This window comes from Eximiradius proteiniborus, from assembly GCF_058546985.1.
In genome coordinates this window covers 206,391-231,024 of the sequence record NZ_CM178592.1, presented here as the reverse complement: position 1 = coordinate 231,024, position 24,634 = coordinate 206,391, and the positions used below count along the sequence as shown (strand labels likewise).

The window sequence follows — 24,634 nt, the reverse complement described above, 5'->3', positions numbered from 1 at the left end:
TTTCACACTCCAAATTAATTCAAAATTCCAATTTCTTTCATCAAAGCAGAAAGAAATTCATAAATATTAGTCTTGATATGAATAAAATCATCAACTCCAGCAGAACGGAAATTTTCAACAAGTTCAGTTGGATAACCAGCTAAAATAAGTTTAGCATTAGGTTTTATCTGTTTAAACTTTCTCGCAAAATCTTCAACGAACTCAGCATAACGTTCGTCAGTTGAGCAAATCACATATACTTTATAATCAGTCGATTTAACTTGATCGATTGCCTCGTCAGGATTCATTGCTCCATCGGTATTAACAATATCCAGACCAGCAACCTGGAAGAAATCAGTCGAAAAATCGTTTCTGATTTTGTATTCTTTTAAAAGACCGAAATTCACAAGACATATCTTAATAAGTTGTGGGTCGGCCTGAGCTGAAGCTTGTCGCAATTCTTCGAAGATTGTTCCCATACGATATGGGGAAATAGGTTCAACTTGAATATCATCAGAATTGAGAGCGCCGGTTGCTTCAATAAGCTGCCCAATAGTTGTGCATTCGTTGAAAGCCGCAATAGCTTTTTCTAATGATTTATTTCTTTCATTATAGATAGTTTTACGATATTCATTAGTAGCAGCTTCGCAAGCAGGATTTGTGCACTTTTCGGCATATTTTTTCAGATGTTTATCAATTTCTGATTGAGGAATATCAAGAAGACTTGAAACTGGCTTTTCTTTGAGATTTGGGTATTTATTTGTTCCTAATAGAGTATCGCGGCGAGAAGCAATATTAGCTTTACGACTTTCTGCAGTTTTCCTGATTTCTCCCTGAATAAATCCAGTTTTTAAAGATTCTAAAATACCGCCTTTCTTTTCAATTTCACGGAATAATTCCCAAACTTTGTTAGCAATTTGGTTTGTGAGAACTTCGAGATACCAGGAACCGCTTGCAGGATCTATTGTATCGATAAGATGAGTTTCGTGATATAGAATGTTTTGAACATTGCGCGCAATTCTAAGAGAGAAATCCCCGGGTATTCCAATTGCTTCATCATATGCACCAACACTAATTGACTGGCAACCGCCCAAAACTGCTGAGAGTGCCTCAGTAGTAACTCTCAACATATTAACATTAGGATCGAAAATAGTTTTGTTGATTTTTGAAGTTGAAGCGTGAATATACATTTTTTGCGATTCTTCGTTTCCACCAAATGCTTCTACGATTTTAGCCCAGAGAATACGGGCAGCTCTAAATTTAGCAATTTCAGTAAAGAATTTTGGTCCAATAGCAAAGTCAAATTCAATGCTTTGGGCAATCTCATCAATTGAAAGACCACGCTGAATAAGTTCACGAATAATAAATGTGGCTTCAGCAAGTGAAAAAGCAACATCTTGAACAGAGCTCGAGCCACCATTCAGATAAGTTTCACCATCAATTGTAATAACTTTTGCATTAATTTTGTTTGCTATTTTCCAACGAATTAGCTGCTCAGCATCATCAATTAATTTAGAAATAGAAACAATTGATTTACCATAATTTTTAAGCTGAGCAAGTGGTGAAATACCGAAGCTAATATTGATTTTAGACTTATCGAATTTATTTTTTTCAATATATGCAATGATCAATGCAGCTAATTCAAGCCCAAGGCTATTAGGTTTGATTTTCAATGAAGCGCATTCAAACTGAACGTCTTTTACTGCATTTTGGAAATCTTTATAATCAGCAACGAGCAAATCTTTGCCTGAAACAGAAGATTGAGTATTTATTGCGAAATTTTCATTGAATTTCATCACAACGCGAGTTTGACCGCGTTCGAGAGCGTTAATAAGTGCCTCATTGAAAACATTTGGCAGAGGTATATTGATTTCTTGAGCGATTTCCCAGGGAGTAATTTTGAAACCTAAAGGTTCAGTATGGCGAAGATAAGGCTTTTCTCCCGGGAAATTATGCAAGAGATTATCTAATTCTTCAACATCGCATTTAGAGTAAATCGGTTGCAGTTCGATACCTTCGTAGGTATTAGTGATCATCTTTTTTTCGAATGGAGCACCTTTGAGAGCTTCAACTGCTGCCGCTTTCCATTCTTCGTAGCTTGGATAAGGGAATAATTCCGACAAGTTCAAACTGTTTTGTGACATAGCTTTACACTTGATTTGTTAATAATTCAATTATTAATGCAAAAAATAATTTTGCAAGTTAAATTATTCAAAATTATAATATTTTTTTTAATTTACATAACTAATACTATAACTATTACTAATTAGACATTGTTTTCTCGATAAAAATTTCTTTTAATAATCATTTTTTGCAATAATTTGATTTTTACTATTTATTTGTTAATTTAGTTTTTTTGTTTGTATTTTTGTATAAATTTACATCACATTTTTGGAGATAATTATGAATTTCCCAGCAGAATTAAAATACACTCAGGATCATGAGTGGGTAAGAGTTGATGGTAATATTGCAACTATCGGTATTTCTGATCACGCACAAGGCGAATTGGGCGATGTTGTATATGTAGATATTCCAGATGATATTACAGAAGTATCGGCTGGTCAGTCCTTTGGAACAATTGAAGCCGTTAAAACTGTTGCTGATTTGTTTGCTCCAGTAAGCGGAAAGGTTGTCGAAGTAAATCGTTCACTAAACGACAATCCTGAAGTAGTGAATAAAGATCCATATGGAGAAGGCTGGATGATCAAAATTGAATTGAGTAATCCTGCTGAATTAGATGCTTTGATGGATGTTAATGCATATAAAGCAATGTTAGACAAATAAAAATTATTATAAAATCCAAGTAAAATGAAAGGTGGTAGAATATACCACCTTTTTTTGCATTTATATAAAAGAATGAAGTGATGAAAATATTTTTTTATTAATAAAATAATAATTAATTTTGCACGTTAATGAATTGTGGTTCAGTGTTCAATTTGAAATTATGATTGATAACAAGTACGACATAATATTAGATGCGGCTTCGCAAGTGTTTGCACGCGAAGGGTTTCACAAAGCGAAAATCAGCAAAATAGCAGAAATTGCAGGAATCGGAGCCGGGACGATATATTTATATTTTAAGAACAAAGAAGCAATCCTTGAAGAAATATTCTTGCGTTCCTGGTCTCGTATTGAAATGAAGCTCTTGGAAATGAAAAAAATAAAAAATATGACACCATTACAAAAAATTGCTGAAATTACTGCCGAAATTATTGAACTAATATACTCAAATGTTTCAGTTGCCAAAATACTGGTTTATGAGTATAGTTTCTGGAATTCAAATAAAAAAGAGAAGTTATCTAAAACAGTGGAAAACTCTCAACAATTGATTGAAGAATTAATAAGCGATGGAATAAAAGCAAACATTTTCCGGAAAGACATCAACTCCAAGGATGCAACAATGTATATTATTGGAGGAGTTTGGTTTTGGATAGCTTCTAAATCAGATGATTTGTTGTCTTATTCCAAGGAAGAACTTACAGATACTTTATTTAATTATATTATTTATGGATTGAAATAAAAAGATATGAATTATGGTTCATTATTCAGATATAAAGATATGAAAAAAAGAATTTTATGTTTAATCGGTTTGCTTCTGTTTTTTCACAATGCGAATGCACAACTAACGTTGAAAGAAGCAATTAATCGCTCTATTACAACGAACAAAGGCATTGAAGCAGCGAGAAAAAGCGTTGAAGCAAAAACCAACACTGTTCAATCGGCATATGGCAGGTATTTTCCGAATATTAATTTCGATATTACCTACAATTATATCGATAGAGATATTATCATTGATCTATCCCCTATTCGTTCAGCAATGATTTCACTTCAGGCTAATAATCAAGTTGGCTTTTCTAATCTTGAATCTCTATTGAAAACCGGTTCACCACTAACAGCCGAACAACAACTTGCAATAAAACAGGGAGCAATTGAAAAATTAAACAATGCAATTCCTGAATTTGAGAAAACATTAAAAGAAAGAGCATTTCCAAAAGCTACATTTTCAATTAACCAGCCAATTTTTACTGGCGGGAAAATTTCTGCTGGGGTTGATGCTTCCAAAGCACAGAAGGAACTTGAACTAAAAAAATTGGATGGAGAAAAAGCTGAAATCGTTAGTCAAGTAATAATTTCATATATAAATGTATTAATTGCTGAAGAAAATCTGCAAGTGCGTCAGGATGCTCTAAAAACAATTGAAAAACACAAAGAGCGCGCAGAAGGAATGTTAAAGCAGGGGCTAATAGCTCCACACGATAAGCTTCGTGCAGATGTTGCATATTCTGAAGCAAAAAGAAATGTATTCGAAGCAGAAGAAAAACTTAAAATTGCAAAAATTGCATTATCGTCGCTTCTAAACAATTATGAAGTCTCTCAACTTGCAGAAAAAATTCAATATAAAACGGTAGAACAAAGTGTTGATTATTTTATTGAGCTTGCTAAAAACAACAACCCATTACTCGAACAAATTCGTTATGGGGCAAAAGCATTAGATGCCAAAGCAAATGCAGAGATGGCAAACTACTTTCCTACGATTTATGGCTTTGGAATGTATGATGTATTCGACCATTATCGTTCGGCAATAGATCCAAAATGGGCAGTTGGAATTGGAGCAAGCTTCACTATTTTCAACGGTATGCGTCGGACAAATGACTATCAGGCTGCTAAAGCAGAAAGCGAAAGTTATTATTCATTAGCCGAAGAAATAGAAAGGAAAATCGAACTTGCGGTCAGAAACTTCTATATGGAAATGAAGCTCGCAGAGAATAGTTATCTAATGCTTGAAGATGCAGTGGAACAAGCAACTGAAAATTTGCGACTTAACGAGAAGCGTTATGAAACCGGACTGGGAACATCTATTGAAGTGCTGGACGCTGAACTTTCGCTTGAAGCAATAAAGCTTAAAAGAAATAACGCATTGAAAGAATATTTTTCAAATCTTGCTCAAATCTGTAAAATAAATAATAATAACGATTATTTTCTAAATATTTGGGGAAAAAATAATTAATATAAAGGAGTTGAAATGAAAAAGAAAACTGCTCTGATTTTGCTTATTAGTGCCATCATTATTGTAATTACTGGAATAATAGTAATTCTATTATTGGGGAAGGAAGAACAAACCATCGTTCGAGTAGGACAAGTAGAGATGCGAGAATATGACGTTTCACCCAAAATTCCGGGAAGAATTGACTGGATAAAAGTGGACGAAGGAGACGAAATAAATGTTGGAGATACTATCGCAAAGCTAACAGACAGAGAACTGAAAGCAAAGTATTTTCAAGCGGAAGGTGCAGTTGAAAGCGCTCGTGCACAATTAAATATGCTAATTGCAGGTGCGAGAAAAGAAGAAATTGAAATGGCACGTCGGCAATATGAGGCTGCTTCGAGCCAATTTGAACTTGCTGAAAAGACTTTTCAGAGAATGAAATCATTATATGAAGATAAATTATTATCAGCACAGGATTTTGACGTAGCAAAACAAAAATATGATGCAGCTCGGGCTCAGAAAGAAGCGGCACGGGCTCAACTCGATATGGCAATTACAGGTTCAAGAAGTGAGCAAAAAGATATGGCTCGCGGTCAGTTGCGCCGAGCAGTGGAATCTATGGAAGAAGTGGCTGCGTATCTTGATGAATCTATTATCACAAGTCCTATTTCCGGAATAATTGCAAAGAGATTTGTTGATGCAGGCGAACTTGTTGCAACAGGTTACCCGGTTATCACTATCATCGACCCAAAAGATGTATGGGTTGAACTCAACTTGCCCGCTCTTGAACTTGAAAATATCAAAATTGGGGATATAATTGAAGGAAGAATTGATGGGCTTGGGCTTAAAACAAAGTTCAAAGTAGTAAATTTCTCAGCAATGGCAGATTATGCAAATTGGAGAATTAGTGCTGACAAAGCCACATTCGAAACTCGTTCATTTACAGTGAAGTTGAAGCCAATAGAAAAGGATATTCAATCTCTTCGCCCTGGAATGACAGTTCGTTTCACTATTCCAAAGAAGAATAAAAAATGAAAAGAAATTTTTGGTTCCTATATAATTATTTTTTGATAAATGAAATTAGAAAATTAAAGAAACGCCCTCACGTTGCAGTAATAGCTTTTGTAATGCCATTATTTGCCTGGAGCGTGCTGGGTTTGGCGTTTGTTAATGGTGATGTAAAAGATGTACCAATAGTGGTTGTTGATTATGATGGTTCGGAATTGACGCAAGGAATTAGTAACAAATTAGACGCAGTTGAATCTATCAGCGTTTCATTAGTTACAAATGATAAGACATTAGCTGATAGTTTAATCAAAAGTAATAAATCATTTGCTACAATTATTTTCGAGGAAGACTTCACAAAAAAAGTCAAACAAGGAAAAGGTGGCTCAGTAGATATTGTAGTTAATGGTTTTAATATGATATACAGCAAAGTGCTATATAAAGCAATAGCACAAGTGTTGCTTGACGAATCAAAAAGCATCCAGATAAGAAGGCTTGTGGAAAAAGGTTTTAGCAAAAAAGAATCTTCAATTCGTGCAACTCCGATAACTACAGATATTTTTGCTCCGGGAAATCCGTATTTTAATTATGCAATATACTTGCTTCCGGGTATGTTGTTGTCAATTTTACAAATGTCTTGCAGCTTTGCATCAATTTGGATATTCCGAGAGGAAAAAGAAACAGCTCCGGGTCGGATTACTCCAAGAAAAGGATATAAAACTGCGTGGCTATTAGCACGACTAACACCAATATATTTACTATCTTTGATGGCAGCAATAATATTATTTTCTGTATATTTTCCAGTGCTTGGCATTCCAATCAACGATGGCTACGGCAAAATAATTTTGCTTACGAATTTATATATAATTGCTTCAATTGGAATGGGAACATTTTTATCTCTAATTTTATCAAATTTAGTAACGGCGGCACAAGCACTATTGGTAATTAATGCACCATCGTTTGTATTTAGTGGATACACTTTCCCACGCTGGGCAATGCCAGAAGCAATAAGTAAATTTGCTGAATTGATACCACTTACCCATTACTTAGAAGCATTCTTTCCCCTATTTCTGTTTGGTTCTAACCCGGAACGGGGATACGTTCAGTTAATTATTATTGGCTCAGTAATTTGGGGATTGATAATAATATTAATGGGACCAATCGGAATTAAGATGAGAGATTGGTTTCGCGAAGTATTTGAAAAACGTGAAATAAACTCGGTAACGAAATAATATGAAAGAGTTATTATCCATAATAAAAAGAGAAATAAGAAAAGTCTTTCTGGATAGAAATCTTGCATTGATATTCTTTGTAGCGCCAATTGCCTATCCCCTGCTTTATGGGGCGATATACTTGCACAAAGCTGAAGAAAATGTGCCAATAGCTGTTCTTGACAGAGACAATACCAATTTATCAAGGAGTTTAGTTCGAGAAATTGATGCGCACCAAAATATTGCTATCACGCAAATATTGCACTCTGAAGATGAAATACTAAGAGAAATGGCAAAGGAAAATATTCACGGTGCAATTATTATTCCACTGAACTTTTCAGAAAACTTAAAATATGGTAGAAAAACATCTGTTCAATTATTAATAAATCCGGGGAGATTGCTTGTTCTTAGCGACATTGGGATGCCAATTTCTCAAATAGTAACAACATATGGAGCAAAGGTAACAGCTTCTGCACTTATGAAAAAAGGAACGCCGGTACTGCAAGAGATAGGTTACGCACAGCCTATAAAAATAAATTTTCAATATTTATTCAATCCTTATCTTACATATGGAGATTTAATACTTCCGGGGCTATTGATAATTATTATTTCGCAGATTGTTTTAATTGGTGTTGCTGCATCACAAGCAAAAGAATGGGGAATGAATAAATGGCGCGACCAATTTCTTATTTCAAGAAATATTAGTTTAATTACAACTGGGAAATTGATTTCTTATTTATTGATTTTTATAGTTTATGTTTTGATATATTTTATTTTACTTGCTCCATTTTATCACATAAGCTACAATAGCACACTTGTTAATAAAATAATTATTGCAGCATTTGGGGTAGCAGCCTCTGCTTCATTTGGACTTTTTGTCGGAACATTTTTTAAGCATAGAATTACTGTATTTCTCATTTTAGGTTTTACAAGTTATCCGTTCTTTATGCTTAGTGGATTTGCCTGGCCACAGAGCCAACTGTTAGAAGTAATTAAATACATTTCTTATGTATTCCCACTTGTACCATTTTTGCAGGCAATAATGAAAGTAACCCAAATGCAAAATCCTATTTACTTTGCAAAGAATGAATTAATAATAATGATGAGCCAAACTATCTTTTACTGCACACTATTTTATTTTAGATTGCTAAAAATCAAAAAGCGCAGATTACCAAAAGATTATATTACACAATATATTGAAGGATTTGATCATCAAACAATTTAAAGTAATAAATATATATGATTTGTAAAATATTAAAAAGAGGCTGTTTCGTATTGATGATACAGCCTCTTTTTATACATAGCAGTGAGATGAAATTATTCTACGAAGAACTTACGCATAGCTTTGCCAACTTTAAGGGAATTAAGAGCCAAACGTTCACAATAATCAATAAAACTTAAATAAAGAAGATTTTGCCAAGTAGTTGAAATGCCGTGATGCATTCTTTTAGCTTGTTCAGATTTAAAGTGATCGAGACGTGAACGAACGGATTCAAATCTATCATCAATATTCTGATTAAAATATTCTCTATTCATAATAGAGTTAGCAACTGAAGTTATTATACTACTTGTGGATTTTGCAGTTTCAGATAATTCGACAACTTGTTCCTGTGTCAGATACTTGTGGTTGTTATCGAAGTAGTCATAGACCTGAACAGCCATTCTTCGTGAAAGAGAAGCAAGCACGTTGAGATAGCCAACCAAGTCCGTAAAAGAATAGGCTTTATTAAGCTCTTCATCATTTAATTTTTTTAACGCTTTTGAAATATAAGGAATTAATAAGTCTGCATCTTTTTGAATTTGTTTAGTTCCTTGCTTACATAGCTTCAGAATACGCAAATCGTTATGAGCCACACCATCGTTGCAATTTGTTACTAAATCAGAAATAGAGTGAATGAACTTGCTGCTACCATTAATAATTGCTTCGTATAATTCTTCTTTTGTCATCTGATGTTTAGAAGTAACTTTTTCACGTTCTTCAAATTCTTTTTCTCTGCGTTTGTGGAGAATCGTTGTTCTGAAAACCAAGAAAATGACTAACCCAATCAACAGAATCATACCAGCAAAGCTTAAGTACCAAATAATGGTAGCAACTGTTGCTGCAATCAAAGCTGCCATAAATGCAGTGATAAACCAACCGCCAATAACAGTAAGCACACCAGACACTCTATAAACAGCAGTATCTCGTCCCCAAGCTCTATCTGAAAATGCAGTGCCCATTGCAACAATAAATGTTACATAAGTAGTCGATAATGGCAATTTGAGAGAAGTACCGAGAGAGATTAATGCAGCAGCAACCATTAAGTTTACACTTGCACGAATTAAATCAAAAGCCGGAGGAGGAGTTTTTTCGTCAGTCCATCTTGGCATTTGTGATTTATCGAAGCGAGATGCAATATATTTTCGAACTTTTTCCGGAGTTATTTTTTGAACAATATCAAAAAATGAAATCACCAATCGAACTAATCCTCTTGAAATTCCAAAACTCTGGAAACGTTCAACTTCTTCTTCCTGACTTCCAAGAGAAACAGACATTTTAGTAACAGTTTTAGATTTCTTAGAGGAATAAAGCACAATAACCATAATAATTCCGGCAATCAAAAGATAAAAAGTATTTGCCCTGTATGGTTCGGTAAGTGCTGTCATTGTAACTTCAAACGGATTAGCAGATGAACTGGCAGCAATATACGCACTAATTCCTGCGAACGGAGCACCAACGAAGTTTACTAAATCGTTGGCAGCAAAAGCCATTGCTAACGAGAAAGTTCCAGTTAAAACTATTCCTTTTAAAATATTTATTTTAGTAAAAGAAATCAGCAATTGAAAAAAGATAGTCCAGAAAATTAATGATACCCCAAGTATAGACCAAATATTATTTCCAATCCAATCAACCATTTCCGGAGTGATGAAAGAAGCTCCCTTAATCCCTTTAATTAAGATAAAATACAGAATTGATGTTACTGCAAAAGCACTCCAAATTGCGCCCCACTTACGAAAAGTATTTTCATAATTGAAAGTAAAGATAATTCTGCTAATGTATTGAATTATTGAGCCTGCAATAAATGACAACACAATTGATACAATAATAGCAGATGCAAAAGTCAGAACTCTCGCAGTATTTATATACATATATAGATTAGACAAGTTTCCGTCTGCTCCTAAAATTTTCAATATGGAGACAGCGACACCCGCCCCTAATAGCCCGAAAATTAATGAAACAGTGGTGGAAGTAGGCAGACCAAAAGTGTTGAATAAATCAAGAAGTAGTAAATCTCCAATTGCATAAGCAAGAAAGATGATAATTATTTCCTGGAAATAAAACATTTCAGGATTTACAATACCTTTTCGTGCAACTTCCATCATTCCACTTGAAAAAGTAACTCCCACAAGCATACCCAAAGCAGCAACCGCGAGTATCATTCTGAAAGAAGCTGCTTTGGAGCCAACAGCAGGACCCAGAAAATTAACAGCATCATTGGCAACACCAACCCAAATATTAGTAGTCGCCAGCAAGACCAGAGCAATTACAACAAACAGATAAATTTCCATAAAATTTTATTAAAGTTTTACAAATTTTCAATTAAAATATTAACAAAAATACTCGCTTATTGAGTAATTATCAAAAATAAAATAGTCTTAACTAAAAATTAACAATTCGATGTTAATCAATTGCTTTAAGTTTCATTAGACAGGAAACACAATCGAATTCAAGTTCGTATCGCCTGTAGGCATTTTGAAGGTAATATTTATTATTATGGTCTCTATTTTTATTTTCTTTTGGACATTCACCGATTTCTCTTCTAATGCAATATTTAGTTGTCATAACAACTTTATTGCTTTTGTTATGGAGAATTTCGAAGGCATTTTCTTTAACATTACTTCCGTGCATCACGTAAAATTTATTGGCGAGCGAGTTTGAGATGTTTTCTGAATAGTCGACAACATCAATTGGGAAAATCGCTGTTTGAAGAGAAATTTTTGTTGAGTTTCTTTGATAAGCGTCAATTATCATTTTTTCTAAAGAATTGAGCAATTTTCTCCTATTAGAATTAAGTTCAGAGATTATAATATAAATCGGGATTTGAATATTATTGATAATTTTTCTTACTTCAAAAGGAGTATCGTTTGTTTTTCTAAGCTGATTTTCTATGATTTCAGTTTGCTTCGGATTAGAAGAAGTCTGAAAATTGATTTTGCTTTCAACAAAAAGGTTTTCAAAAATAAATTTAATGTTCAAATAATCATTTTCAATTGTTAGTTCAACATCGACAGGTAATTTGCGTGTCGTTTTATTTTGGGAAAGGATTTTTTCAAATTCATAATCCTGATTTCGAAATATCTTTGTGCCATTTTTTATTTTTAGTTGTTTGTTGGGGATAACCCAATTGTTTTCAACTTTATTGACAAGAAAACCTTCAAGTCCTGACTCAGTAAAATAGCATAGTCCATCTGCATTATTAATTTTCTCATTAGTCTGGATTAATATTTTGTTTTTATTAATATTTGAAACAACCCCAATAAACTGCCCAATTGATTTTGGAGTTTCGAAATTTGCCATTTTCGAAGAAGCATCATCAATAAAGTATTTAGTAAAACCTCTGTTAAATGTTCTTTCTGGATTTGGTTCAAAGTGAAGATAAACATTGCCTTTGGAAGATTTACTTAAACCTTGCTTTTTTGCAATCATTTCATCAATTTTTTTTCTGTAAAAAGCGGTAATATTTTTGACGTAGTTAATATCTTTCAATCTACCTTCAATTTTGAACGAGGAAATACCAGCATCGGATAATTTTTCTAAATAGTCCGATAAATTCAAATCTTTCAGAGACAACAGATGTTTTTGTTTTAAAATTGTATTGCTGTCTGCATCGAGTAAATCATAACGCAAACGGCAGATTTGCTTACATTCACCGCGATTACCGCTATATCCGGTTGAATGGAAACTTGCATAACATCTTCCTGACAACCCAACGCACAAAGCACCATGAACGAAGAATTCGAGTTCAGCTTTGGTATTTTGTCTGATTTCTATTATTTGCTTTAAGTTTAATTCACGGGCCAAAATAAATCTGCTAATTCCAATATTATCGAAGAATTTTATTCGCTCTAATTCATAATTGTGCATCTGAGTGCTTGCAAAAATTTGTACCGGGGGCAAATCCATCATAAGAAAAGCAGTATCTTGAATAATAATTGCATCAATTCCAGAATCATATAGTTCTAAAACCAATTTTTTTGCTTGTTCAAGTTCGTTTTCGTAAAGAATTGTATTAAGCGTTACATATACTTTAGCATTATAAAGATGTGCATATTTGCAAAGTTTTTCAATGTCTTGTATTGAATTTCCAACTGATGCTCTTGCACCAAACTTATTAGCACCGATATAAACAGCATCTGCACCATAATTAATTGCAGCAATACCGTATTCTAAGTTTTGAGCAGGCGAAAGCAGTTCAATATATCTGGTATTATTCATTATGTTTCAACAGGTCATTCAAAGCAGGTTCGATACGTTCAAATTCAAATTCAAAACGGGCATCAATTAATCTCTGTGGGATAACTCTTTGACTATTCGTTATTATTGTTGCAGATTCGCCAAAAATAACGTTCAATAAAAACTCAGGGATTTTGAAAAGAACTGGTTTGCGTAAGATATTACCAATAGATAAAGCAAATTCTTTCATAGTGCACGGATTTGGAGCAACAAAATTATAAACGCCTTCGCAGCTTTTATTTTTCGCAACAAACAAAAACATATTAACAAGTTCATCAATATGCACCCAGGGAACATATTGCTTGCCACTGCCGAGAATCCCCCCAAGATAATACTTGTATGGAAGCAACATTTTTTTTAGGGCACCACCCGATGGATGAAGCACTACACCAATTCGAGGAATTACCAATCGACAATTACGCACCTTTAAAGCTTCTTTTTCCCATAGTTCGCATACTTCTGCAAGGAATCCATTGCCAATAGTGCTGGCTTCATTGATAATTTCATCTTTCTTATCACCGTAATAGCCGACAGCACTTGCAGAGATAAAAACTCTTTTGTCATTTTGAGGCAATCTATTAATTATTTCAACTAATGAGCTTGTTATTTTGGTCCGGCTACGAATAATTTTAGCTTTTTGCTTGTCTGACCAACGACGTGAAGCAATATTCTCGCCGGCAAGGTTAATAATTACATCCGATTTTGAAATAGTATCAAGTTTTTCATCATCAGTTAATTTATTCCAATTAACATAATCAATATGGGAAGAGTGTTTAAATTTTTGGCGAGTAGCTACTGTAATATGAGCATTTTCCTTGATGAGTCTATAAATTAGGAATTTCCCAATAAAGCCTGTTCCACCGGTAATAAATACATTCATAACAAAAAAGCGTTTTATTACACTTATTGGTAATAAAACGCTTTTATAAGGAAGTTATTATTTATTGTTGTTCTTCGTTGATAACCCATACTTTTAAAGTAGGAATTACTTCACTGTGAAGTTTAATTTTAACATCGAAAATACCAAGAGTTTTGATAGGGTCTTCAAGAATAACATTACGTTTGTCAATATCGAAGCCACGAGCCTGAAGTTCGTTTGCAATCATTTGTTGGGAAACAGAACCATAGAGCTTGCCTTCTTCGCCAACTTTCATAGGAATAGTAATTTGAACATCGGCGATTTTAGCTGCAATTTGTTCTGCGACCTGGCGTTCTTTTTCACTACGTTTTTCAGCAGAGCGCTTCAATGCTTCAATTCTCTTCATAGCGCCATCGGTAGCAACAAAAGCCAAACCTTTGGGCAAAAGGAAGTTACGTGCGTAACCGTCTCTAACGTTTACGACGTCACCAATTTTCCCAAGCTTTGCAATATCTTCACGAAGTATGATTTTCATATCTATATCCCAAAATATTAATTACAAAATAATTATTCAGCTGTCTGTTCAGCAGTAGCAACTTCTTTTTCAGATTTTTCTGTTTTTTCAGCTTTTTCCTCTTTCTTTTCAGGTTCGTCAGAGGTAATTGTAGTGTTTTCTCCAGTTTTACCTTCTGCTAATGCTTTTTCGAGGCGCAACTTACGAAGTCGTTCAGGAAGAACAAGAGTAAGATGGCGAAGAACAGTATCTTCTAAAACTAAAAATCTCTCCAATACAGGAAGAACGCTTGGAACGCTATCGAAAACCAAATGCACATAATATCCGTTATATTTTTTATTAATCGGATAAGCAAGACGACGGCGTCCCCATTTGTTAATTTGGGAAATAGTGCCGCCATGGCTTTCAATGTAGCTGGTAATTTTGGAGATTACTGCATCAATGTCTGCATCTTCGAGTGCGGCATTGATAATTACAGTAGTTTCGTAAACACGGCGTAAGCTCATTTTTTCTCCTATTTTTTAATAATAGCCTTGCTTATTTAACAAATTGTTAATTATAGAATTACAAATTTATATTTTTTCTTGTAATTAGCAAAACAATATTTCAAAAGACTTTACTCTTTTTCACATTTGGATGATTTTAGCAGAAGAGGGAACTTTGAATTTAAATTGTTCAATTTTATTCGGGTTGATATTAATTTTCTCTATGGAAATCATTAATTGACCATCATGTTGAGGCATTAAAATTTTAATATCTTTGGCAAATACTCCATTTTTTGTGGTTTCAAAGTTATCGCAAAGCACATCAAATAATTTTTGATTTGTCTCATCTTTACGCTGATATCTAAGAATTCCATTTTTATGAGATGAGAATTCAATGAAATCGATTGCATTATCTGCGAGTTTGGCATATACAATACTTTCTTTTCTATCTTCATATTTTTTATATGATTCTGGATTTCCAAGAACCTCATTGATAAAAACTGATATTAGGTCTGGCAGTGAAAGATTAATTTTTAGTGCTTTTTCGAAACTTTTAGCATCTGAGTTACCTTGAATAACTGAATTTTCGAAAATATTGTAAAAAATAAAATCTTTTATGTCGGCATAAAGTCGTCCGACAGTTATTCCAAATGGACCGTAAATAGTCATATTCAGAGAATCATAACCCGCAATATTTACATCAGCTGTAAAGCTTTGATTGAAATCCGGAAAATCAACTTTGAAATCTGCTTTAATATTGAGGTAGTCAATATTTTTCCGATTTAAATTAATGAGTTGGTCAGTTTCAATTTTTTCATCAAATTTTACACTTTTACAACCAGTTACCAAAGCAATTAAGAGTAAAATACATGTTACTTTTTTCATTATTCTTTGTTAATTTGTGCTAAATAAATAATTTTGTTTATACGTCGTATTTAAATAATAAGGGACGAAAGAATGTTTAAAAAAATTTTAATAGCAATAATTGCTTTAATTGGTGGATTACTTGCAGTGCGAGTAGTGTTTTATATATTGGGAATTGTCTTTAAAATAGTATCAAGTCTTTTCTTTTTGGGTTTTGCAATTCTGATAGCAGTTCCCCTGTATTTGTATATAAAAAACAGGCTATTAAAATAGATGAAAAAGCAACTGATAACTCCTGTTAGTTGGATATTGGCAATTGCTGTATCGGCAATTTTTGTCAGAGTAGCAGTGATTTCGATAGTTGGTCATTTTGAAAGTTCATTATGGCAATATCTGATACTCCCTATATTCTTGTTCGCTATTCCTTTTTTTGTTATTATTAAAAAAGAAATTAAGAGAAATAATAGATGAAAAAGTTATTTTTATTGTTTTTTGCAGTTTTAAGTTTTGGGTTGCCAATTTGGGCAGCACCAGCAAGCGAATATACAATTGATCTGGCACGCAGTTTCAGCAAAGATATATTCGACTTAAATGGTGTTCCATACTTATCTCCGATGGTCAAGGCAGTAAATTCAACTTCAAACTCCCGGTTTTACACTAAAGCATATGTTCCAAGAAGTGTAAATAAACCTTATTTTAAAATTACTATAAATGGGATGGCAGGAATTGTAAAAAATTCTGATAAATATTATTCTCCGCAGCTTCCGATGGATAGTTTCTCGTTAAGCAAGCTAACACGCTATGGAACAATTAACATTAATGTTCTTGATCCATCGAAGTCAGTAATAAACATAAAAGATACTGCGGGATTAATTAATTATCTTTTCAAAACCGTGCTTTTCGACGGCTACAAAGCCGGGAAGATTGTTCCACCCAAAAAAGCTTCGTCGATACTTGGTAAAGATACAACACAGCTTCATCTTGATAATACTATTCTTACGGAGCTGGTGAAAAATCATGTAATCTATCAATATCTTCCACAAGAAATGAAGGACACATTATTGAATGTGATGAAGCAAGTTCCATCATTTTTCACTTTACCCGCAGGTGGAAATATTAATACAATTGTTGCAGGAGTGCCTCAAATCGAGATTGGTTCACTGTATGGCACTGAGTTATTGATTCGTGTTGTTCCACCACTTGACTTAGGAAAATATATTGGGAAATTTGCTTTTTGGGGTTTTGGAATTAAGCATAGTATATCGCAGTATTTCACAGAATATATTGAAACAAGCGAGGGTGAAATTTTTGAATATTCACCTTTCGACTTAGCGATTCAAATCGTTTATCAAGGAACGGATTTACAAAACAAAGTTGGAGTTACCCAATCGGATTTGAAAGCCAACGCTCAAATTTGGAATGCAAATATTAATATTTCTAAATCCTTCGAGAATATTATTGATTTGTACGGTGGTCTCTCATACGATTATATAGATATTGATGCAAGATTTAAGTATTACTTGCCTGTAGAAACGCAAATGCAGTTGGGACTTCTAAGATACGATCCAGTACTCAACAAAATTATGCCTCCAGAGCCACCTGATTATCCAGGAGATACAAAACCACAAACTACAAAGATTAATTTAATTAACCGTTCGTGGAAAGCAACTTTGGGATTGAACAAAAGTATTGGGAATTTTTCAGTTTTTGCTGATTATAATATTAGTAGATTTAATATTTTTTCAGCTGGAATACAATATAAATTCTAACTTTCAATAATTCTTTTTGGAAAACTAATTTAATTGAACAGGTTTTATATTTGAGTAATGAAATAGCATAATTACTGTTTTATACTAGTAATTGTAATCGATTAATATTAAGATATTTATTATTATGAAAAAAACAATTTGTATATCACTACTATTCTTTTGGGCAAGCAGTTTATTTTCGCAAATCAATACAGAAGTATTCCGAAAAGAGTTTTCAGAAGATGGCATTTACCATAAAATAAATGTCGATTTAGGCATAACAAAAGGAAATACAGAATATACAACAGTAAGACCATCATATAGAATTGACTGGCTTAAAGACAAATTCCATAATTTTGGGATTGTTAGTTATGCTTACGCAGAAGATGCCGTTAAAAAAAGAGAAAATCGCGGGTTTATTCATCTTCGTTCAAGTTATGAAATATTTACTTTTTTGTATGGTGAAGCGTTTGTTCAAAAAGAATTCAATGAATTTATTTTATTAAAAGATAGGAATTTATTTGGATTAACTTCAAGAATACAAATCATTAATGAAACAATAAAGATTGATTCAACTGAAAGACTTGATATATATACTTTTGTCGGGCTTGGTGCGATGATTGAAAATGAAGAGTTGAAAACAAAGCCATCAAAAGAAACAACTGTTGGCAGACTTACATCTTATTTTTCATTGGGTGTAAATGTTTCACCAAATATTTTAATTAAAAGCATAACATATTATCAACCACGTTTTTCGAACGACAAAGATTATCGTCTATTAAACGAAAGCAGTTTAAATATAAAGTTCAATCAAAATTTAACATTTAGAACCAGTTTAAGATTACGTTACGATAGCGAACCTCCTGAAAAAGTAAAACCACGAGATTTAAATCTACTGAATGGAATTCAGATAGACTTCTAAATGATAAAAATTTATCGATAAAAATATCTTTTATTTCACATTTTTTTTGCTTAATTTTGATTAAGTAGCAATAATAAAATGTGATTAAAATGAAAGACAAAGAGTTGCAAGTAGTATTCACGAATAAAGCTCGCTGTCGAGATTGTTATCGTTGCATAAGGAATTGTCCAGTAAAAGCAATTGAAATGAAAAAAGGACAAGCTTCAGTAATTGACAGCCGGTGTATTCATTGCGGAACGTGTATTGCAGAATGTCCACAAAAAGCAAAAACATATCGACGTGAAGTCGAACTTGTGAGGGAACTATTAAAAAGTGGCAAAAAAGTCGCAGCAAGTATAGCACCATCTTTTGCAAGTTTCTATGAAGGTTGGGAACGCGTCCGAATACCATCGGCACTTCGAAAAATTGGTTTTTCGTATATTGCAGAGACCTCAGTCGGAGCATATTATACATCTCAAATCACGAAGGAAATATTTAATCAAAAAAGCAGCAACGGCATAATATCTTCTGCTTGCCCAGCAGTTGTAAGCTACATAGAAAAGTATCACCCTGAATTAATCGATAGATTAGCCCAAACTGTCAGCCCAATGATTGCACATTCACGGCACATAAAGAAACGTTTAGGTGAGGAGTTCAAAATTGTATTTATAGGACCTTGTATCGCAAAGAAAGCAGAATCAGACCGCAAAGAATATCAGGATGATATAGATTACGTAATTACTTTTGATGAACTCAATGAATTATTTGCTGATGAAGAAATAAATTTAGCCAATTTTGAAGCAAGTGATTTTGACGAATATGCTCCCCAAAACGCTTTACTTTATCCATTATCGGGAGGATTATTGAAAACATCCGGATACGACACAGATATTGCACAAACAAAAGTAATTGCTTTAAGTGGCTTTGAAGATGTAAAAGAAATGGCAGATTATCTTACAAAGAACAATTTTGAAAATATATTATTTGAGCCACTTTTCTGTAAGAACGGATGTATTAATGGAAAAGGTATCACTTCTGAAAAAAATATGTTCGAACGGAAAGAAGAAATATTTAATTACTTCAAGAAGTATCCAAATAAAGAGTTTAAGCCAATTGAAGGATTAGATTTAACAACGAATTTTTATAGAGATGTAGCAATAGATAACAAGCAATATTCAGAAGATGAATTATTACAAATACTTGAAAAAACGGGAAATTCATCTGAAGAGAATCGTCTGAACTGTCAGTCGTGTGGGTATAATACTTGCGAAGAAAAGGCTCGTGCAGTGCTTGACGGGATGGCAGAAATTGATATGTGTATACCATTTATGCGTCGAAAAGCAGAAATGAAGAATGATAAGATTATTGAATCAAGCCCAAATGGAATAGTAATAGTGGATGAACATTTAAAAATAATAAGTATGAATCCTGCATTCAGGCGGTTTTTTATGTGTTCAGAAGCAATTATTGGCAAACCAATTTCATATTTGATGGACCCAGAGCCATTTGTAAGAATTGCTACAAAGCACGAAGATATAATTGAGCTAACGCAAAAACACGAAAATTATGGAATAGTTTGCCATCAGATTATTTATGAGCTAAAAAATGAGAAACAAATTGTTGGAATTTTTGTAAATATCACGAAAAATATAGCAGATAAGTCCAAACTTGATGATATAAGGCAGAGAACGATTAAGGAAGCACGACAATTGCTCTCACATCAAATTTCAATGGCACAAAATATTGCTAAATTGTTAGCCGAGAGTACCGCACAAGGTGAAGCTCTTGTAGAAAACATACTTAAAATCACTGAAGAACAATCCCCAACAAGTGTAGAAGCAGAAAAGGATAAGCGAGGCTGGATATGGGATATGTATATGTCGAGATAGAAAAAAGCCAAGCAACCAAAAAAACAAATACTGCTTGTGGCGATGTTGTGCTTATTGATAGAGACCAAAACTCTACAATAATTATTCTTGCTGATGGGATGGGTTCGGGTGTAAAGGCAAGTATTTATGCAACAATGTGTGTATCGCGTTTGCGAGAGTTGTTAAAGTGCGGTTTCACTTTGAGACAAGCTTTTGCAGCAATGGTAAGAACAATGAACCAGGCTGCGCGTGAGAACTTGCCTTATGCAGTATTTTCAATTGCGAGAATAATAAATGATGGACTGGGAGTGGTGCTTAGCTTTGAAATGCCACCACCTATTTATATTTCCAAAGGTAATGCAACTGTATTGAAAGGCAGATCCACTACTGTAGAAAAGTCTGTAATAACTGAAACAAACTGTTATCTATCGGTTGGTGATGCTTTACTACTTGTGTCGGATGGAGTTACACAAGCAGGTATTGGAAGGGGCTTACCTATGGGACTTGGACCCGAGGGGGTTTGCAAAATAATTAATGGGATACTCTCAGACGGAAGAAAACTTTATGAAATACCACACCAATTACAGACAAAAATATACTCATTGTGCAATAACAATAATGATGATGATATAACATCAATTTTGGCATATTCACGAATTGGAGCAATTGCAAATGTGCTGACTGGTCCGCCAATAAATAAAAGTCGTGATTACGAGGTATGCAGAAAGTTCTTCTCAATGGATGGAACAAAAATTGTATGTGGAGGGACAACCGCAAGCATAGTTTCGAAATATCTGAATAAAAGAATTGATATAGATGACACTTTTGCCAATCATTTTACACCACCTAAATATTCAATTGAAGGTGTTGATTTAGTAACCGAAGGTGCAGTTACACTTAATCAATTATACAATATATTGGACGAGGACCGTTCACTGATGGACGAGCAAAATCCAGTAACAGAACTTTATGATTATTTGATGAATGCAGATAGAATTAATTTTTTTGTTGGCACTTCGTATAATCCGGCAACTGATAATATTGGTTTTGTGCAACAAGGACTTCTTTCGAGAAAGAAAATCATTCCCTTGCTTGCAGCAAGGTTTCGGGAGCTTGGAAAAGTTGTAGTAATTGAAGAAATAGATTAACAATATTGCTGAATTATTTCGTCTGAAACTAATATTTTACAATTTTATGAGGATATTATGATTAAGAAAGTGATTGAAGACGCAATTAATCAGCAAATTGTTCGTGAAATGTATTCATCCAATCTTTATTTGGCAATGTCTGCGTATTTTGCATCAATCAATTTAAACGGATTTTCAAACTGGATGCATGTTCAAGCAGAAGAAGAAATGATGCATGCATTGAAGTTTTTCGATTATTTGATTGACCGCGGAGGCAAAGTAAAAATTGGACAGATTGCAGCACCACCATCAGAATGGGAATCGCCACTTGCAGCATTCGAAGATGCACTCCGTCACGAACAACTTGTTACCGGATGGATTAATGAACTTGCAGATTTAGCATTTAGCGAAAAAGACCATGCGACTTCGAGCATGCTTCAATGGTTTATTGACGAGCAGGTCGAAGAAGAAGCAACTGCTGGTGAAATTGTTGAAAGATTGAAACTTATTGGTGATTCGAAAGGTGCATTATTCTTCCTCGATAATGAATTAAAACAAAGGAAATCTGCACCAAAGCAACCGGGCGAATAAAATATGTGGGAATAAATATCTAAACAAAGGAGGCTGAAAAACAATCAGCCTCCTTTTTTTATTATATTATTGGTTGATAAATTCAGCGATTTTTTGGACGACGTATTTAATTTGTTCTTCTGTGAGTTCAGGATAAATAGGCAAAGCCAGAGAAGTTCCTGCGAGAGCATTCGCAATCGGGAATTCTTCGTCTGCGAAACCGAGATAAGCGAAGCATTCCTGACGATGGAAAGGCACAGGATAATAAATTTCTGTCCCAATTGATTGAGCCGAAAGAAATTGTCTTAATTCATCACGTTTTTCAACACGAATAATAAATTGATTATAGATATGATAATTTTTTACGCCGGTATCTTTGTAGATAGGCTTCGGTAGTAAAACTTTGTTCCGAGCATCAAAAGAAGTTGCTCCAACGCAATCAGCAAGTCCTGAATTAATGAATTCATTGTAATAAATTTCTGCATTATTTCTGCGCGCCTGGTGCCAACTTTCAAGATAAGGGAATTTCACATTTAAAACAGCTGCTTGAATAGCATCAAGACGGAAATTGCCACCGACAAATTTATGATAATATTTTGGTTCCATCCCGTGATTTCTCATCTGGAATAATTTTTTAGCAAGCATTTCATCATTTGTTACAATTAATCCGCCGTCTCCAAAAGCACCTAAATTTTTAGTTGGGTAAAAAGAATAACAGCCTATTGTGCCCATAGAGCCCACAGGCTTACCATTTTTATATTGACATCCAATTGCTTGAGCAGCATCTTCGATTACCGGGATATTGTATTTATTTGCTATTTCCAAAATTTCATTCATTTCGCAAGCTTGACCGTAGAGATGAACAGGTATTATTGCTTTTGTTTTCGAGGTGATTTTATTTTCAATTAACGATGGGTTAATATTAAAAGTAACTGGATCGCTATCAACGAACACAGGTTTTGCAAATAAACGTGCAACTACACCAGCGGTAGCAAAGAATGAGTAAGTGGGCAGAATAACTTCATCGTCTGGACCAACACCCAAAGCCATCAAAGCCATAAGCAAAGCATCAGTCCCTGAAGACACTCCGATTGCATATTTGGTTCCACAATAGTCAGCAAGCGATTTTTCTAATTTTGAAACTTCTTCGCCTAATATAAGCATCTGACTTTCGGCGATTTTCAGAAGAATTGGTTCAATCTCTTGTTTGATTGATTGATATTGTTGTCTTAAATCCAAAAGAGGTACATTCATAATAATTCCTTGATTTATTCTTTAATTTGAATTAGACGGAAATTGCCAGTAGAAACCTGTTCAAAAGTGTATTCCTTAATCAGTCTGCGATATGTCCATTGCTCTCGCAATTTATGGTTTTGGTGAAATCTTCGAATATCATCAGGTGGTCCGAAAAGAATATAAATCATTCCCCTATCGGTTAAAGCACCATCGTTTTGAGCTGGAGTTCTAAAAGCAACAGATGAATAATCAACGCGAGCAAAGTATTCATTCATTGCTTCGTTGTACGGTGTGTTTGGTGTTGGGTCTAAGCGCTTCCAGTAGTCGAATAATTTTTCAGGAAGCTGACGTCTTTTGAATGATCTAAATAGCTGGATTTCGTCATCAGTTAATATATATTCCATTACTCGTAACATATATTGAGGGTCTCGCAATGATTTAGGAATATTTTCCCAAACTACCCTGAAATTAAATGTGTCCAATCTATCTCCGTACTGAAGAATCAGATTGTATGAACCAGGCACAAATGTGTTTGGTTTATCAATCAATGCAAAAAAGGGATTTTTAGCATCAGAATTATTTTTTGAAATTGCAACGCCAGCATCAGTTAATTCGAAGCTCAAATAAGTATTTGAGACTGGTTCAATTTCATCAGAAATCGGAGAAAAATCACCCCAATTAATTGCTTCTTTCTCATCAATTTTTGTGATTTCATAGCGAATTTTTTCGCTACGATTTGATAAAATTACCGGTAGATATATAGAAAAATTTGGAGCGGCAAAAGAAACGCCATTAGCAACCTGCGAAACATATTCTTTTTCTTTTGAATTATATGTAAAGATTGGGAGGAATTTAACATTGCCTGGTTTATCTTTGCTAAACTGGAAATTGCTCCTGTGAAGAACTTGATTGCGAAAATCTAAAAGTTGAATTTGAACGAAGTAAGTTGATAATGGAAGCCTCTGGTTGATAAAACCAAACTTATAATTATTGATAGCTTTTGTTTCATCAAAAGTATTAACAATGATTGTGTCAAAAACATTAGCTCTGCGGCGAATTATTCCATTAGCATCACGGAACGTGACTTCGAGTTGATAATTAGTAGAAAAACCTGTTGATTGCTGGTTGAATAAAAGAGCCTGAAAGGCAATTTTGTAGAAAATAGTAATTTCCACACTATCAGGTGTATAAGATGGTTGAGCAAAATAGTCAAAGACAAAATTACCTGGTTCTCTATTAGGAAAATTTCTTTCGGGTTGAGAGAAACAATCTGAAAAAATAAGCATTATTAATAGAGCGGCAGTAATAATAAATTTGCGTGTCATATTACCCTAAGTAGTAATCAAGAAAATTTCTTAAAATCAGAGCAGCGGCGATTTTATCTTTTTCGCCTTTCTGGCTACGTTTTTTTTTGGGCTTATCAATTGCGAGCATAGTCTGTACAGCGTTCCGAGAAGAATAACTTTCATCAAAGACATAAACATCCATCCCAGATTTGCTGCGAAGCAAATTGATAAAGACGTTCAAAGCGTTAGTAATATCGGTTTCAGTTTGTATACCATAGAAAGGCACACCAACAACGCAAACTTTTGCTTTTTGTTTATTAATAATTGCTAACAATCGTTCCCAAAAATCTTGTTTGGAATAATCCAACGTTTCTAATGGAGTAGTTGTAATACCGAGTTCGTCAGATATAGCCAATCCAACTCTTTTTAGTCCGAAATCAACACCAAGTATTCGGCTTCCCTTAATATTAGTTTTAATATCTTGCTCGTTTAAATTCATA

At 33.9% G+C, this 24,634-nt stretch carries 22 protein-coding genes; 12 read left to right on the top strand and 10 right to left on the bottom strand.

Translation table 11 applies throughout. The annotated features are described in order from the left end of the window. Positions 1-14: 14 nt before the first annotated feature. Complete coding sequence (locus tag ACY2LT_RS00975) at positions 15-2,123, bottom strand: methylmalonyl-CoA mutase family protein (RefSeq protein WP_491815755.1); 2,109 nt, start codon at positions 2,121-2,123, stop codon at positions 15-17. A gap of 259 nt (positions 2,124-2,382) precedes the next feature. Between ACY2LT_RS00975 and gcvH the strand changes: the two genes are divergently transcribed. The 6 genes from gcvH to ACY2LT_RS00945 all read left to right on the top strand — a co-directional run bounded on the left by gcvH (position 2,383) and on the right by ACY2LT_RS00945 (position 8,407). Then, a complete protein-coding gene (gene gcvH / locus ACY2LT_RS00970) occupies positions 2,383-2,763 on the top strand; it encodes a glycine cleavage system protein GcvH (protein ID WP_491815754.1) in 381 nt (126 codons plus the stop codon). Positions 2,764-2,923: 160 nt separating this feature from the next. After that, the gene (locus ACY2LT_RS00965) at positions 2,924-3,499 is read left to right on the top strand and encodes a TetR/AcrR family transcriptional regulator (RefSeq protein ID WP_491815753.1); all 576 of its coding nucleotides are present in this window, start codon (positions 2,924-2,926) and stop codon (positions 3,497-3,499) included. A 39-nt stretch (positions 3,500-3,538) separates the two neighbouring features. Then, positions 3,539-4,987, top strand: coding sequence for a TolC family protein (locus tag ACY2LT_RS00960; RefSeq protein ID WP_491815751.1), 1,449 nt, complete (start codon positions 3,539-3,541; stop codon positions 4,985-4,987). 15 nt (positions 4,988-5,002) lie between these two features. Beyond that, the gene (locus ACY2LT_RS00955; protein ID WP_491815750.1) at positions 5,003-6,001 is read left to right on the top strand and encodes an HlyD family secretion protein; all 999 of its coding nucleotides are present in this window, start codon (positions 5,003-5,005) and stop codon (positions 5,999-6,001) included. Continuing rightward, positions 5,998-7,203 (top strand): ABC transporter permease, encoded by a 1,206-nt coding sequence (locus tag ACY2LT_RS00950; RefSeq protein ID WP_491815749.1) that lies wholly within the window; start codon positions 5,998-6,000, stop codon positions 7,201-7,203. Before ACY2LT_RS00955 ends, ACY2LT_RS00950 begins: the two co-directional genes overlap by 4 nt. A gap of 1 nt (position 7,204) precedes the next feature. Then, on the top strand, positions 7,205-8,407 hold the full coding sequence (locus ACY2LT_RS00945; RefSeq protein ID WP_491815748.1) for an ABC transporter permease: 1,203 nt from the start codon (positions 7,205-7,207) through the stop codon (positions 8,405-8,407). 92 nt (positions 8,408-8,499) lie between these two features. Here ACY2LT_RS00945 and ACY2LT_RS00940 read toward each other — a convergent pair whose 3' ends face one another. The 6 genes from ACY2LT_RS00940 to lolB1 all read right to left on the bottom strand — a co-directional run bounded on the left by ACY2LT_RS00940 (position 8,500) and on the right by lolB1 (position 15,419). Beyond that, positions 8,500-10,731 carry an inorganic phosphate transporter gene (locus ACY2LT_RS00940; RefSeq protein WP_491815747.1) on the bottom strand — a complete coding sequence of 744 codons (2,232 nt, stop codon included), beginning with the start codon at positions 10,729-10,731 and terminating at the stop codon, positions 8,500-8,502. Positions 10,732-10,843: 112 nt separating this feature from the next. Next, entirely contained in the window at positions 10,844-12,658 is a 1,815-nt protein-coding gene (locus ACY2LT_RS00935) for a peptidase U32 family protein (protein ID WP_491815746.1), read from the bottom strand. Then, a complete protein-coding gene (locus tag ACY2LT_RS00930; RefSeq protein ID WP_491815745.1) occupies positions 12,651-13,556 on the bottom strand; it encodes a TIGR01777 family oxidoreductase in 906 nt (301 codons plus the stop codon). Before ACY2LT_RS00930 ends, ACY2LT_RS00935 begins: the two co-directional genes overlap by 8 nt. A gap of 61 nt (positions 13,557-13,617) precedes the next feature. Beyond that, positions 13,618-14,070: a 50S ribosomal protein L9 gene (rplI, locus tag ACY2LT_RS00925; protein ID WP_491815743.1), complete on the bottom strand. Its 453-nt coding sequence runs from the start codon at positions 14,068-14,070 to the stop codon at positions 13,618-13,620. A gap of 32 nt (positions 14,071-14,102) precedes the next feature. Further along, a complete protein-coding gene (gene rpsF / locus ACY2LT_RS00920) occupies positions 14,103-14,555 on the bottom strand; it encodes a 30S ribosomal protein S6 (RefSeq protein WP_491815742.1) in 453 nt (150 codons plus the stop codon). A 120-nt stretch (positions 14,556-14,675) separates the two neighbouring features. After that, the gene (gene lolB1, locus ACY2LT_RS00915; protein ID WP_491815740.1) at positions 14,676-15,419 is read right to left on the bottom strand and encodes a lipoprotein insertase outer membrane protein LolB1; all 744 of its coding nucleotides are present in this window, start codon (positions 15,417-15,419) and stop codon (positions 14,676-14,678) included. Between the two features lie 252 nt (positions 15,420-15,671). Between lolB1 and ACY2LT_RS00910 the strand changes: the two genes are divergently transcribed. The 6 genes from ACY2LT_RS00910 (at position 15,672) to ACY2LT_RS00885 (ending at position 21,633) form a co-directional block, all read left to right on the top strand. Continuing rightward, positions 15,672-15,869, top strand: coding sequence for a hypothetical protein (locus tag ACY2LT_RS00910; RefSeq protein ID WP_491815738.1), 198 nt, complete (start codon positions 15,672-15,674; stop codon positions 15,867-15,869). Further along, complete coding sequence (locus ACY2LT_RS00905) at positions 15,866-17,167, top strand: DUF6588 family protein (RefSeq protein WP_491815737.1); 1,302 nt, start codon at positions 15,866-15,868, stop codon at positions 17,165-17,167. The genes ACY2LT_RS00910 and ACY2LT_RS00905 overlap by 4 nt, the downstream gene beginning before the upstream one ends. A 124-nt stretch (positions 17,168-17,291) precedes the next feature. Then, entirely contained in the window at positions 17,292-18,068 is a 777-nt protein-coding gene (locus ACY2LT_RS00900) for a DUF481 domain-containing protein (RefSeq protein WP_491815735.1), read from the top strand. Positions 18,069-18,157: 89 nt separating this feature from the next. Continuing rightward, complete coding sequence (locus ACY2LT_RS00895; RefSeq protein ID WP_491815734.1) at positions 18,158-19,936, top strand: [Fe-Fe] hydrogenase large subunit C-terminal domain-containing protein; 1,779 nt, start codon at positions 18,158-18,160, stop codon at positions 19,934-19,936. Further along, on the top strand, positions 19,912-21,063 hold the full coding sequence (locus ACY2LT_RS00890) for a PP2C family protein-serine/threonine phosphatase (protein WP_491815733.1): 1,152 nt from the start codon (positions 19,912-19,914) through the stop codon (positions 21,061-21,063). Before ACY2LT_RS00895 ends, ACY2LT_RS00890 begins: the two co-directional genes overlap by 25 nt. A gap of 57 nt (positions 21,064-21,120) precedes the next feature. Then, the gene (locus ACY2LT_RS00885; RefSeq protein WP_491815732.1) at positions 21,121-21,633 is read left to right on the top strand and encodes a ferritin; all 513 of its coding nucleotides are present in this window, start codon (positions 21,121-21,123) and stop codon (positions 21,631-21,633) included. Positions 21,634-21,699: 66 nt separating this feature from the next. On the opposite strand, the gene ACY2LT_RS00880 is transcribed toward ACY2LT_RS00885, so the two are convergent. From ACY2LT_RS00880 to ruvX, 3 genes are read right to left on the bottom strand one after another with little or no spacing between them, the layout of a single operon-like run. After that, positions 21,700-22,866, bottom strand: coding sequence for a DegT/DnrJ/EryC1/StrS family aminotransferase (locus tag ACY2LT_RS00880; RefSeq protein ID WP_491815731.1), 1,167 nt, complete (start codon positions 22,864-22,866; stop codon positions 21,700-21,702). Between the two features lie 14 nt (positions 22,867-22,880). Then, on the bottom strand, positions 22,881-24,173 hold the full coding sequence (locus ACY2LT_RS00875; protein WP_491815730.1) for a GWxTD domain-containing protein: 1,293 nt from the start codon (positions 24,171-24,173) through the stop codon (positions 22,881-22,883). A 1-nt stretch (position 24,174) separates the two neighbouring features. After that, positions 24,175-24,633, bottom strand: coding sequence for a Holliday junction resolvase RuvX (gene ruvX, locus ACY2LT_RS00870; protein ID WP_491815729.1), 459 nt, complete (start codon positions 24,631-24,633; stop codon positions 24,175-24,177). Between the last annotated feature and the right edge of the window lies 1 nt (position 24,634).